Origin of the sequence: Streptomyces sp. NBC_01381, from assembly GCF_026340305.1 — a bacterium.
GTDB lineage: Bacteria > Actinomycetota > Actinomycetes > Streptomycetales > Streptomycetaceae > Streptomyces.
The window spans coordinates 3,940,893-3,953,485 of record NZ_JAPEPI010000001.1; the positions used below are offsets into that span (position 1 = coordinate 3,940,893).

Below are 12,593 nucleotides of genomic sequence, written 5' to 3' on the forward strand. Positions count from 1 at the left end.
GCGGCTGTCCGCATCCCGCGCGTCCGAAGTTTGCCTGGCGGGGGTCAGGATTTCGACACGGTCGCCTTGTTGATGACGACCGTCGCGTTCGGGGCGCCCTCGCCCTGCCCGGTGCTCTCGCCGGCGTCGGCGATCTTCTTGAGCACCTTCATCCCGGAATCGGAAATGGTCCCGAACGGTGTGTAGTCGGGCGGCAGCTGACTGTCCTGGTAGACCAGGAAGAACTGGCTGCCTCCGGTGTCCCGGCCCTTCTTCTCCTGGGCGTTGTACTGGTTGGCCATCGCGACCGTGCCCGCCGGATACACGTTCCCCTTCAGGCTCTTGTCCTTGAGGTTCTCGTCCGGGATCGAGTAGCCGGGGCCGCCCTTGCCGGTGCCCTTCGGGTCGCCGCACTGGAGGACGTAGATGCCGCCCGAGACGAGCCGGTGGCACTTCGTGTGGTCCAGATAGCCCTTGTTCACCAGGAAGTTGAAGGAGTTGACCGTGTGCGGGGCCTTCGCCGCCGACAAGTTCAGGTCGATGTCGCCGCAGGTGGTGCTCAGCTTCATCGCGTAGTCGGCCGACTTGTCGATCGTGAGCGCCGGCTCCTTCTTGAAGCTCAGCGGCTTCACTTTGCCGCCCGCGGGCTTCTCGCAGGGGTCCGGCTGCTTGGTGGGGCTCGCGCTCGCCTCGTCCTTCGGCTTGCCGTCGTCGTCGAAGGCTCCCGCCGCGTACGACACCGCGCCGCCGGCCACGACCACCGCGAGCGCCGATGCGATCACCGCGTTGCGCATCCGCGCCCTGCGTCGCGCGGCCTCCCGGCGCTGCTGCTGCCGCAAGAACTTCTCCCGGGCGAGCTGACGCCGCCGCTGATCGTTGCTGACCACCGGGTTCTCTCTCCTCTGCTGGGGACCGCTTCGTGTGCCCCGTACCGTATATGGGTTAGCTGTGGAATCGGCAGCGCCGGTAGGCTCTGATCTGCCGCGACCTGCGCGGTCACCTCCGCCGGACGACGAACGAAGGACGATCGTGCTCATTGCCGGGTTTCCCGCCGGGGCCTGGGGGACCAACTGCTACTTGGTCGCCCCCGCCGCAGGCGAGGAGTGCGTGATCATCGACCCGGGCCACCAGGCCGCCCAGGGCGTCGAGGACGCACTCAAGAAGCATCGGCTCAAGCCCGTCGCGGTCATCCTCACCCATGGCCACATCGACCATGTCGCCTCGGTCGTCCCGGTCTGCGGAGCCAACGACGTACCCGCGTGGATCCACCCCGAGGACCGGTACATGCTGAGCGACCCGGAGAAGGCCATAGGTCGTTCCTTCGGCGCGCAGTTGATGGGCGAGCTGACCGTGGGGGAGCCCGCCGACGTCAAGGAGCTGACCGACGGCGCGCAGCTGAAGCTGGCCGGACTCGACTTCTCCGTCGCGCACGCGCCGGGCCATACGAAGGGGTCGGTGACCTTCCAGCTCCCCGAGTCCGCCGAGGTTCCCTCGGTGTTCTTCTCGGGCGATCTGCTCTTCGCCGGCTCCATCGGACGCACCGACATGCCCGGCGGATCGCACGCCGAGATCCTCGAGTCGCTGGCGCGTGTGTGCCTGCCGCTCGACGACTCGACCGTGGTCCTGCCCGGTCACAACGAGCACACGACCATTGGCCGTGAGCGCGCCACCAACCCGTATCTGCGCCAGGTGGCCGCCGGCCTGGGAGCCGAAGCGGCTCCCCGACGAGGAATGTGACGAGAGAACTCCCGTGAGCACCTTCAAGGCCCCCAAGGGCACCTACGACCTGCTTCCGCCGTACTCCGCGAAGTACCTCGCGGTCCGCGAGGCGATCGCGGCACCGCTGCGGAACTCCGGTTACGGATACGTGGAGACTCCCGGCTTCGAGAACGTCGAGCTGTTCTCGCGCGGCGTCGGCGAGTCCACCGACATCGTCTCCAAGGAGATGTACGCCTTCGAGACCAAGGGCGGCGACCAGCTCGCGCTGCGCCCCGAGGGCACCGCGTCCGTGCTGCGCGCGGCCCTGGAGGCCAACCTCCACAAGGCGGGCAACCTCCCCGTCAAGCTCTGGTACTCCGGCTCGTACTACCGCTACGAGCGTCCGCAGAAGGGCCGCTACAGGCACTTCTCGCAGGTCGGCGCCGAAGCGATCGGCGCGGAGGACCCTGCCCTGGACGCCGAGTTGATCATCCTGGCCGACCAGGCGTACCGCGCGCTCGGCCTGAAGCAGTTCCGCATCCTCCTCAACTCGCTGGGCGACAAGGAGTGCCGCCCCGTCTACCGCGCCGCGCTGCAGGACTTCCTGCGCGCGCTCGACCTGGACGAGGAGACACGTCGACGTATCGACATCAACCCGCTCCGCGTCCTGGACGACAAGCGTGACGACGTCCAGAAGCAGCTGGTCGGCGCCCCGATGCTGCGCGACTACCTGTGCGACGCCTGCAAGGCGTACCACGAGCAGGTGCGCGAGCTCCTGACGGCGGAAGGCGTCGCGTACGAGGACGACGCGAAGCTGGTCCGCGGCCTGGACTACTACACGCGCACGACCTTCGAGTTCGTCCACGACGGCCTCGGCTCGCAGTCCGCGGTGGGCGGCGGCGGCCGCTACGACGGCCTGTCCGAGATGATCGGCGGCCCCTCGCTGCCGTCCGTCGGCTGGGCGCTCGGCGTGGACCGCACGGTCCTCGCCCTGGAGGCGGAGGGCGTCGAGCTCGAACTGCCCTCGGCGACCAGTGTGTTCGCGGTGCCGCTCGGCGAGGAGGCCAGGCGGGTCCTGTTCTCCAAGGTGACGGAGCTGCGCAGGGCGGGCGTCGCGGCGGACTTCTCGTACGGCGGGAAGGGCCTCAAGGGCGCGATGAAGAACGCCAATCGCAGCGGGGCGCGCTTCACGGTCGTCGCCGGTGAGCGTGACCTCGCCGAGGGCGTCGTGCAGCTCAAGGACATGGAGTCCGGGGAGCAGACGGCGGTCGCGGTGGACGGGATCGTGGCGGAGCTGAAGTCCAGGCTGAGCTGAACCTGGGGGCGTTGGGGCGGGAACCTCGCTCCAACGCCCCGAACCGCATCGCGCCAACCGAACGCCCGGGGACCTCCGTGCGTACCTCCTTATGTCCATCGAACGGTGGACACCCGGTCGAGTGCGGCACAATGTGCGTGCCCGCAGGCCACCCACAAGCGACGGAACGGCGTGATGAGCAAAACGATGTCAGCGAAGGACGATGCCCTGGACGGCGGGGAGCGGACGGACGTTCCGGGTGCCGTCGGCGGGAGCCGCGCACTTGCCCTGCTCCTGGTGATCACGGGCGCGGCCGGTCTGCTCGCCTCCTGGGTGATCACCATCGACAAGTTCGAGCTCCTGAAGGACCCGAACTTCCAGCCGGGCTGCAGCATCAACCCCATCGTCGCCTGCGGCAGCATCATGAAGAGCGAGCAGGCCGAGGCCTTCGGGTTCCCCAACCCGATGCTGGGCCTTGTCACTTACGCCATCATCATCGGCGTCGGCATGAGCCTGCTCGCCGGCGCCCGCTTCCCGCGCTGGTACTGGCTGACCATGAACGCGGGCATGCTCTTCGGCGTCGAATTCTGCACCTGGCTGATGATCCAGTCGCTGTACGAGATCAACGCGCTCTGCCTGTGGTGCTGCCTGGCCTGGGTCGCCACGCTCCTGATGTTCTGGTACGTCACGTCCTTCAACGTCCGCAAGGGCTTCCTGCCAGCCCCGGGCTGGGTCAAGAGCTTCTTCGAGGACTTCAGCTGGGCCCTGCCGGTGATGCACATCGGCGTCATCGCGATGCTGATCCTCACGCGCTGGGGCGCCGACCTCTGGGCCTGACCGGCGCCCGGAGGGATTGTCAGTGGGGTGACATAGGGTTCTGGACGTGGAGCCCGACCTGTTCACCGCCGCAGCCGAAGACCGCCAGGAGAAGGACCCGTCCAGCAGTCCCCTGGCCGTCCGGATGCGCCCGCGCACCCTCGACGAAGTCGTCGGCCAGCAGCATCTGCTGAAGCCGGGCTCGCCCCTGCGCCGCCTCGTCGGCGAGGGCGGGGGAGGGCCCGCAGGACCGTCCTCGGTATTCCTGTGGGGCCCGCCCGGCATCGGCAAGACGACGTTGGCGTACGTCGTCTCGAAGGCCACGAACAAGCGCTTCGTCGAGCTCTCCGCGATCACCGCGGGCGTCAAGGAAGTGCGCGCGGTCATCGACGGCGCCCGCAGGGCGATGGGCGGCCACGGCAAGGAGACCGTCCTCTTCCTCGACGAGATCCACCGCTTCAGCAAGGCCCAGCAGGACTCCCTGCTCCCTGCGGTCGAGAACCGCTGGGTCACGCTGATCGCGGCGACCACCGAGAACCCGTACTTCTCGATCATCTCCCCGCTGCTCTCGCGCTCCCTGCTGCTCACCCTCGAGCCGCTCACCGACGACGACCTGCGCGGCCTGCTGCGCCGGGCGCTCAGCGCCGAGCGGGGCCTCGGCGAAGCGGTCACGCTGCCCGACGAGGCCGAGGCACATCTGCTGCGCATCGCCGGCGGCGACGCCCGGCGCGCGCTCACCGCCCTGGAGGCGGGCGCGGGCTCGGCCCTCGCCAAGGGCGAGAAGGAGATCACCCTTCAGACCCTGGAGGAGTCGGTCGACCGGGCCGCCGTGAAGTACGACCGCGACGGCGACCAGCACTATGACGTCGCGAGCGCCCTGATCAAGTCCATCCGCGGCTCCGACGTGGACGCGGCGCTGCACTATCTGGCCCGCATGATCGAGGCGGGCGAGGACCCCCGCTTCATCGCCCGGCGCCTGATGATCTCCGCCAGCGAGGACATCGGCCTCGCCGACCCCACGGCCCTGCCCACGGCTGTCGCAGCCGCCCAGGCCGTGGCCATGATCGGCTTCCCGGAGGCCGCGCTCACCCTCAGCCACGCGACGATCGCCCTCGCCCTCGCCCCGAAGTCGAACGCCGCGACGATCGCGATCCAGCAGGCCCAGGCGGACGTCCGCGCGGGCCTCGCAGGACCCGTCCCGCCCCATCTGCGCGACGGCCACTACAAGGGCGCGGCCAAGCTCGGCCACGCCCAGGGCTACGTGTATCCGCACGACGTCCCGGGCGGCATCGCGGCCCAGCAGTACGCCCCGGACGCCATCGAGGGCAAGCGCTACTACCAGCCCACGAGGTACGGCGGAGAGGCGCGGTACGCCGACGTGGTCGAGCGGGTCCGCGCCCGCCTCAAGGGCGAGCAGCCCGAGGCCTAGCCAGGTCCCGGGCCCCGCGGCTGAGGCACGCGCGCCCACCCGGTACACTTGCCCGCAGTGCTGCGTCCCGTGTCCGGTCTCGTACCGGCACCACCAGAACGGGACATCCAGCCGGAGCCCCGGACCTCACGGTCCAGGAATCTCCAGGAGCGTCGCGCACCGTCGAAGGTGTCGCGGGCAGCCCACCACCATCTCATACTCCGGGAAACGGTCGGTGGGCCACTCGCGTGCTGCACGTATGTGCCCAGACCAGGGAGCGGCTGCCCGCCGGATCCAGATCCACCGGATCCGATGGGTTTCCCAGGCTGCGGATTGCGACCTCCCTTAACCCTGGTGAAGCCGTATTCACAGAGAACAGAGAGGTTGGTTCATGCCGAACCAGTCCCGCCCCAAGGTCAAGAAGTCGCGTGCCCTCGGCATCGCGCTGACCCCGAAGGCCGTCAAGTACTTCGAGGCCCGTCCCTACCCGCCGGGCGAGCACGGCCGTGGGCGCAAGCAGAACTCGGACTACAAGGTCCGTCTGCTCGAGAAGCAGCGTCTGCGCGCGCAGTACGACATCAGCGAGAAGCAGATGGCCCGTGCCTACGACCGCGCCAAGAAGGCCGAAGGCAAGACCGGTGAGGCCCTGGTCATCGAGCTGGAGCGTCGTCTCGACGCCCTGGTTCTGCGTTCGGGCATCGCCCGCACGATCTACCAGGCCCGCCAGATGGTCAGCCACGGCCACGTCGAGGTCAACGGCGGCAAGGTCGACAAGCCGTCGTTCCGCGTCCGTCCCGACGACGTCGTGATGATCCGCGAGCGCAGCCGCGAGAAGCCGCTGTTCCAGGTCGCGCGTGAGGGTGGCTTCGCCCCCGACGGCGAGACCCCGCGTTACCTCCAGGTCAACCTGAAGGCCCTGGCCTTCCGTCTGGACCGTGACCCGAACCGCAAGGAGATCCCCGTGATCTGCGACGAGCAGCTCGTCGTCGAGTACTACGCCCGCTGACCCGGACGTAGCTCTCCCTGCTTCAGCCCGTCGCCCGGCCGCCCCTCGAGGGCGGTCGGGCGACGGGTTTTTGCGTGCTCGGGGCCGCTGCCGAGGGCCCGCGCCACCGCCGCGTCGGGCGTGAGCCGCGCCCCGGCGTCCCGGCACTCCTCGTAGCGCGCGTCGCCCAGCCGCTCCCTGGCCTGCGACTCGCACAGCACATGCGGCCCGCCGAAGTACTCGGAGCCGAACAGCGGCTGGCCCACCGAAGGCCAGATGCGGGACGCGGCACCCTGCAGCACCGCCGCCTCGGCGGGATCGCCGTCCGCCACGGTGAACAGGGCAAGCAGCTCGATCGCGAGCACCGTGCCCAGCAGATCGTGGAAGGAGTGGTCCAGGGCCAGGCACCGCTTCACCAGGTCACGGGCGGTGGCCGCCTCGCCGCGCGTCCAGGCCGCGAAGCCGAGGACATACAGCGCGTACGCGAGAGTCCAAAGCTCGCCGTGGTCCTCGCAGACCCGGCGTACGTCCTCGCACAGGTCGACCGCGTCGGCCAGATCACCCCGGAAGGCCAGCACCATCGCCAGCTCGACCTGGCCCATCAGGACATTGCTGTTCAGCTCGCCGATCGCGTGGTACTGGTCGAGGGCCGAGCGCAGCAAGGCTTCCGCGCGCGGCATGTCGTCGCCGAGCAGCGCGAGGCACCCGATGCGGTGCACGGCGTACGCGGCGGCGACGGCGCTGCCGGTACGTTCCGCCTCGTCCCTGCACTCCTGCAGCGCGCCGAGCGCGGCGACCGTGTCGCCCTGCAGGACCGCCACATAGCCAAGGACCCACAGCGCCTTCAGCCGGGAGTCGTCATGGCCGCCGTCCAGCTCAAGGGCGCGGTCCAGCCAGTGCCTGCCCTCCGCGAGGCGCCCGCAGCCGACCCAGTAGAACCACAGGCTGCCCGCCAGGTACTGGCCCAGATGCGTCTCGTCCGGCTCGGTCAGGCAGTACTCCAACGCGCCCCGCAGATTGGGCAGTTCGCAGCCGACGAGCGCGGCGACCCGCGCCTGCCGGGGCGAGAACCAGTCCAGCTCGCACCAGGTGGCGAGCCCCATGTACCAGTCACGGTGGCGGCGCCGCATCCGGGCGTCGTCGCCCGTCGCCGCCAGCCAGTCGGCGCCGTACGCCCGGACCGTGTCGAGCATGCGGTAGCGCACGCCTGTCGGTCCTTCCTCGCGGGTCACCACGGACTGCGCGAGCAGCTCGCCGAGCACGTCCAGGACGTCGTCGGAGCGCAGCCCGTCGCCGCTGCAGACGTACTCGGCCGCCTCCAGGTCGAAGGGGCCGCAGAACACCGAGAGCCGCGACCACAGCAGCCGTTCGTCGGCCGTGCACAGCTCATGGCTCCAGCCGATGGCCGTACGCAGGGTCTGGTGCCGCGGCGGTGCGTCCCGCCGGATTCCCGTCAGGAGCCCGAACCGGTCGTCGAGCCGGTCGAGCAGCTGCGCCGGCGACAGCGACCGCAGCCGCCCGGCCGCCAGCTCGACAGCCAGTGGGATCCCGTCGAGGCGGCGGCACAGCTCCGCCACGTCGACGCCGTTCTCCTCGTCCAGGGTGAAGCCGGCGAGGCCCGCGGCCGCACGGTCGGCGAAGAGCGCGGCCGCGTCCGCGGTGGGCAGCGGCGCCAGCGGGAAGATCCGCTCGCCGCCGGTGTCCAGGGGCCGACGCCCCACCGCGAGGACCCGAAGACCGGGGGAGCGCACCAGCAGATCCCGCACCAGCGAGGCACAGGCGTCCACCAGGTGCTCGAACCCGTCGATGACGAGCAGGACGTCCCGCTCCGCGAGATGGTCGAGCAGCACCTGGCGCGGCGGCCGGTGCGTGTGGTCGGTGAGGCGCAGCGCGTCGGCGACCGCGTGCTCCACCAGATCCGGGTCGCGTACGGCGGCGAGCTCCACCAGCCAGGCGCCGTCGCGGGGAGAGGCGTCCGCGGCGACCCGGCTGGCGAGGCGCGACTTGCCGACCCCGCCGACGCCGGTCACCGTGACCAGGCGTCCGGCCGCCAACGCCGAGGCGAGATCCGCGAGTTCGGCCGACCGTCCGATGAAGGCGTTGAGCTCCAGGGGGAGGTTGCCGGTTCGTGCCGCGGAGGCGGAAGAAACGTACCGGCGGTCGCCTGGGCGCTGATCGCGTCGCATGGGATACGGAGCGTACTCATCCGTAAGCAGTCAGTACAATCAGTTCGCGCAACTCCCTTGACCGTACGCGGTAATGCGGTGCGGAGCCGTCGCCCCGGCGCGATAGGGTCGGGGGACAACTTTTTGATGTTCAGGGCCGATGTTCAGGGAGCGGTGCACAGTGTCCGGTGGAGAGGTGGCCGGGATTCTCGTGGCCGTCTTCTGGGCGATCCTGGTCTCCTTCCTGGCCGTGGTGCTGGTGAGGCTGGCCCAGACGCTCAGGGCGACCACCAAGCTCGTCGCGGAAGTGACCGAGCAGGCCGTCCCGCTCCTCGCGGACGCCTCCACCGCCGTGCGCTCCGCGCAGACCCAGATCGACCGGGTCGACGCCATCGCGTCCGACGTCCAGGAAGTGACGTCGAACGCCTCCGCGCTCTCCACGACGGTGGCCTCCACCTTCGGCGGGCCCCTCGTCAAGGTCGCGGCGTTCGGCTACGGGGTGCGCAGGGCCCTGGGCCGCAAGGCAGGACCCGAATCAAACAATGTGCCCCCGGCGCCCGCCCGACGTACCGTGATCGTGGGGCGCACGGTGCCCTCCGCGCGGCGACGGGGCAAGCGGAAGAAGGACTGACGCAGCGATGTTCCGCCGTACGTTCTGGTTCACCGCGGGCGCCGCTGCCGGTGTGTGGGCCACCACCAAGGTCAACCGCAAGCTCAAGAAGCTGACCCCCGAGAGCCTCGCCGCGCAGGCCGCGAACAAGGCGATCGACGCCGGTCACCGCTTGAAGGACTTCGCACTCGACGTGCGGGACGGCATGGTCGAGCGCGAGTCCGAACTCGGCGAGGCGCTGGGCCTGAACCGCCACCCCGACGCCGAACTCCCCGCGCAGCGGCGCTTCGCGGTCATCGAGAACCACAGCGACAAGAACAAAACGAAGTACCTCGAGAACACGAAGTTCTCGCACAACCGGAATGAGGACCACTGATGGAGTCGGCAGAAATTCGTCGCCGCTGGCTGAGCTTCTTCGAGGAGCGCGGGCACACCGTCGTCCCTTCGGCGTCGCTCATCGCGGACGACCCGACTCTGCTCCTCGTCCCGGCCGGCATGGTGCCCTTCAAGCCCTACTTCCTGGGTGAGGTCAAGCCGCAGTTCTCGCGCGCCACGAGCGTGCAGAAGTGCGTGCGTACGCCGGACATCGAAGAGGTCGGCAAGACCACCCGGCACGGCACGTTCTTCCAGATGTGCGGCAACTTCTCCTTCGGCGACTACTTCAAGGAAGGCGCCATCAAGTACGCCTGGGAGCTGCTCACCAGCTCCGTGGCGGACGGTGGCTACGGCCTCGACCCCGAGCGCCTCTGGGTGACGGTCTACCTGGACGACGACGAGGCCGAGACGATCTGGCGCGAGAAGGTCGGCGTCCCCGCCGAGCGCATCCAGCGCCTGGGCAAGAAGGACAACTACTGGTCCATGGGCGTCCCCGGACCCTGTGGCCCCTGCTCCGAGATCAACTACGACCGCGGCCCCGAGTTCGGCGTCGAGGGCGGCCCGGCCGTCAACGACGAGCGCTACGTGGAGATCTGGAACCTGGTCTTCATGCAGTACGAGCGCGGCGAGGGCACCTCGAAGGAGGACTTCGAGATCCTCGGCGAGCTGCCCAGCAAGAACATCGACACCGGCCTCGGCCTCGAGCGTCTCGCCATGATCCTGCAGGGCGTGCAGAACATGTACGAGACCGACACCCTGCGCGTCATCATGGACACGGCCACCGAGCTGACCGGCGTGCGCTACGGCGCCGAGCAGGGCTCGGACGTCTCCCTGCGCGTCGTCGCCGACCACATGCGTACGTCCGTGATGCTCATCGGCGACGGCGTGACGCCCGGCAACGAGGGCCGCGGCTATGTGCTGCGCCGCATCATGCGCCGTGCCATCCGCAACATGCGGCTCATGGGCGCCACGGGCCCGGTCGTCGCGGAGCTCGTCGACACGGTCATCAAGTCGATGGGCGAGCAGTACCCCGAGCTCCAGACCGACCGCAAGCGCATCGAGACCGTCGCCCTCGCCGAAGAGGCCGCCTTCCTCAAGGCCCTCAAGGGCGGCACGAACATCCTCGACACCGCCGTCACCGAGACCAAGGCCGCCGGCGGCAAGGTCCTCTCCGGCGACAAGGCGTTCCTGCTGCACGACACGTGGGGCTTCCCGATCGACCTCACCCTGGAGATGGCCGCCGAACAGGGCCTCTCCGTGGACGAGGACGGCTTCCGGCGCCTGATGAAGGAGCAGCGGGAGCGCGCCAAGGCCGACGCCCAGGCCAAGAAGACCGGCCACGCCGACCTCGGCGCCTACCGCGAGATCGCCGACGCCTCCGGCGCCACCGACTTCACCGGCTACACCCTCACGGAGAACGAGGCCGTGATCGTGGGCCTCCTCGTCGACGGCGTCTCGTCCCCGGCCGCCCGCGAGGGCGACGAGGTCGAGGTCGTCCTCGACCGCACCCCCTTCTACGCCGAGGGCGGCGGCCAGATCGCCGACTCCGGCCGCATCCGGCTCGACAACGGCGCCGTCGTCGAGATCCGTGACGTACAGAAGCCGGTCCCCGGCGTGCACGTCCACAAGGGTGTCGTCCAGGTCGGCGAGATCACCGTCGGCGACCAGGTCTGGGCCTCGATCGACAGGCACCGCCGCAATGCCATCGCCCGCGCCCACTCCGCCACGCACCTCACGCACCAGGCGCTGCGCGACGCGCTCGGCCCCACGGCCGCCCAGGCCGGCTCCGAGAACCAGCCGGGCCGCTTCCGCTTCGACTTCGGCTCCCCGTCCGCCGTACCCACGGTGGTCATGACGGACGTCGAGCAGAAGATCAACGAAGTGCTTTCGCGTGAACTCGACGTGCAGGCCGAGGTCATGTCGATCGACGACGCCAAGAAGCAGGGCGCCATCGCCGAGTTCGGCGAGAAGTACGGCGAGCGCGTGCGCGTCGTCACCATCGGCGACTTCTCCAAGGAGCTGTGTGGAGGGACGCACGTCCACAACACCGCCCAGCTGGGTCTGGTGAAGCTGCTCGGCGAATCGTCCATCGGTTCGGGCGTGCGCCGCATCGAGGCCCTGGTCGGCGTCGACGCGTACAACTTCCTGGCCAAGGAGCACACGGTCGTCGCCCAGCTCCAGGAGCTGGTCAAGGGCCGCGCCGAGGAGCTGCCCGAGAAGATCTCCGCCATGCTCGGCAAGCTGAAGGACGCCGAGAAGGAGATCGAGAAGTTCCGCGCGGAGAAGGTCCTCGCGGCCGCCGCCGGTCTCGTCGACTCCGCCAAGGACGTACGCGGCGTCGCGCTCGTCACCGGCCAGGTGCCGGACGGCACGGGTGCCGACGACCTGCGCAAGTTGGTCCTCGACGTACGCGGCCGCATCCCGGGCGACCGCCCGGCCGTGGTCGCCCTCTTCACCACGGCCAACGGCCGCCCGCTGACGGTCATCGCCACCAACGAGGCCGCCCGCGAGCGCGGCCTCAAGGCCGGCGACCTGGTCCGTACGGCCGCCAAGACCCTCGGTGGCGGTGGCGGCGGCAAGCCGGACGTCGCGCAGGGCGGCGGCCAGAACCCGGCCGCCATCGGCGACGCCATGGCCGCCGTCGAGCGCCTCGTCACCGAGACGGCCTGATGTCCGATTCCGCAGGGGGCATGCGCCGGGGCCGACGCCTCGCGATCGACGTCGGCGATGCCCGCATCGGGGTCGCATCGTGCGACCCCGACGGGATCCTCGCCACTCCGGTGGAGACGGTGCCGGGACGCGATGTCCCGGCCGCCCAGCGCCGGTTGAAGCAGCTCGTCGACGAGTACGAGCCAATCGAGATCGTCGTCGGCCTCCCTCGCTCCCTCAAGGGGGGCGAGGGCCCGGCGGCCGTCAAGGTCCGCGCCTTCACCCAGGACCTCGCCCGCATGGTGGCACCCGTACCGGTGCGCCTGCTGGACGAGAGGATGACCACAGTGACGGCGAGTCAGGGCCTGCGCGCCTCGGGCGTGAAGTCCAAAAAGGGCAGGTCTGTCATCGATCAGGCGGCCGCCGTCATCATCCTTCAGCAGGCCCTGGAGTCCGAACGGGCGTCAGGTAAAGCTCCGGGCGAGGGCGTCGAAGTGGTCATCTGATCGCGATACGGTAACGTTCCGCGCGATGCGGCGGCGTTCGAACAGCTGCCGCACAGCATCAAGAGGCGGATCGGTTGCCCTCCTATCCAGTCGGCGGCCCCGCCTCGC

At 69.7% G+C, this 12,593-nt stretch carries 11 protein-coding genes; 9 read left to right on the forward strand and 2 right to left on the reverse strand.

Features of this window, described 5'->3' with window-relative positions; translation table 11 throughout:
- Positions 1 to 44 precede the first annotated feature (44 nt).
- Positions 45 to 866: a peptidylprolyl isomerase gene (locus OG453_RS18405; protein WP_266868997.1), complete on the reverse strand. Its 822-nt coding sequence runs from the start codon at positions 864 to 866 to the stop codon at positions 45 to 47.
- A 142-nt stretch (positions 867 to 1,008) separates the two neighbouring features.
- On the opposite strand from OG453_RS18405, the gene OG453_RS18410 reads away from it, so the two are divergent.
- From OG453_RS18410 to rpsD, 5 genes are all read left to right on the forward strand, one after another.
- Entirely contained in the window at positions 1,009 to 1,716 is a 708-nt protein-coding gene (locus OG453_RS18410; RefSeq protein ID WP_266868998.1) for an MBL fold metallo-hydrolase, read from the forward strand.
- Between the two features lie 13 nt (positions 1,717 to 1,729).
- Positions 1,730 to 2,992, forward strand: a complete 1,263-nt coding sequence (hisS, locus tag OG453_RS18415) for a histidine--tRNA ligase (protein WP_266869000.1) — start codon at positions 1,730 to 1,732, stop codon at positions 2,990 to 2,992.
- Positions 2,993 to 3,178: 186 nt separating this feature from the next.
- A complete protein-coding gene (locus OG453_RS18420; RefSeq protein ID WP_266869001.1) occupies positions 3,179 to 3,808 on the forward strand; it encodes a vitamin K epoxide reductase family protein in 630 nt (209 codons plus the stop codon).
- 46 nt (positions 3,809 to 3,854) lie between these two features.
- Positions 3,855 to 5,216, forward strand: a complete 1,362-nt coding sequence (locus OG453_RS18425) for a replication-associated recombination protein A (RefSeq protein ID WP_266869002.1) — start codon at positions 3,855 to 3,857, stop codon at positions 5,214 to 5,216.
- A 370-nt stretch (positions 5,217 to 5,586) separates the two neighbouring features.
- Entirely contained in the window at positions 5,587 to 6,201 is a 615-nt protein-coding gene (rpsD, locus tag OG453_RS18430) for a 30S ribosomal protein S4 (protein WP_135330893.1), read from the forward strand.
- Here the strand turns inward: rpsD and OG453_RS18435 are convergent.
- Positions 6,189 to 8,366 (reverse strand): AAA family ATPase, encoded by a 2,178-nt coding sequence (locus OG453_RS18435; RefSeq protein WP_266869003.1) that lies wholly within the window; start codon positions 8,364 to 8,366, stop codon positions 6,189 to 6,191. The genes rpsD and OG453_RS18435 overlap by 13 nt on opposite strands.
- Positions 8,367 to 8,526: 160 nt before the next feature.
- Between OG453_RS18435 and OG453_RS18440 the strand changes: the two genes are divergently transcribed.
- The 4 genes from OG453_RS18440 to ruvX are packed head-to-tail and all read left to right on the forward strand — an operon-like array spanning position 8,527 to position 12,485.
- Entirely contained in the window at positions 8,527 to 8,976 is a 450-nt protein-coding gene (locus OG453_RS18440; RefSeq protein WP_135330894.1) for a DUF948 domain-containing protein, read from the forward strand.
- Between the two features lie 7 nt (positions 8,977 to 8,983).
- Positions 8,984 to 9,331, forward strand: coding sequence for a DUF6167 family protein (locus OG453_RS18445; protein WP_266869004.1), 348 nt, complete (start codon positions 8,984 to 8,986; stop codon positions 9,329 to 9,331).
- The gene (gene alaS / locus OG453_RS18450) at positions 9,331 to 12,000 is read left to right on the forward strand and encodes an alanine--tRNA ligase (protein WP_266869006.1); all 2,670 of its coding nucleotides are present in this window, start codon (positions 9,331 to 9,333) and stop codon (positions 11,998 to 12,000) included. Before OG453_RS18445 ends, alaS begins: the two co-directional genes overlap by 1 nt.
- 20 nt (positions 12,001 to 12,020) lie before the next feature.
- On the forward strand, positions 12,021 to 12,485 hold the full coding sequence (gene ruvX / locus OG453_RS18455) for a Holliday junction resolvase RuvX (protein WP_266869918.1): 465 nt from the start codon (positions 12,021 to 12,023) through the stop codon (positions 12,483 to 12,485).
- The last annotated feature ends 108 nt before the right edge of the window (positions 12,486 to 12,593 follow it).

What these genes read in the sequence shown, in the direction of transcription:
- OG453_RS18420 (WP_266869001.1), top strand. Translation starts at nt 3,179, where the DNA reads ATGTCAGCGAAGGACGATGCCCTGGACGGCGGGGAGCGGACGGACGTT.
- rpsD (WP_135330893.1), top strand. Translation starts at nt 5,587, where the DNA reads ATGCCGAACCAGTCCCGCCCCAAGGTCAAGAAGTCGCGTGCCCTCGGC.
- OG453_RS18435 (WP_266869003.1), bottom strand. Translation starts at nt 8,366, where the DNA reads ATGCGACGCGATCAGCGCCCAGGCGACCGCCGGTACGTTTCTTCCGCC.
- OG453_RS18445 (WP_266869004.1), top strand. Translation starts at nt 8,984, where the DNA reads ATGTTCCGCCGTACGTTCTGGTTCACCGCGGGCGCCGCTGCCGGTGTG.
- alaS (WP_266869006.1), top strand. Translation starts at nt 9,331, where the DNA reads ATGGAGTCGGCAGAAATTCGTCGCCGCTGGCTGAGCTTCTTCGAGGAG.
- ruvX (WP_266869918.1), top strand. Translation starts at nt 12,021, where the DNA reads ATGCGCCGGGGCCGACGCCTCGCGATCGACGTCGGCGATGCCCGCATC.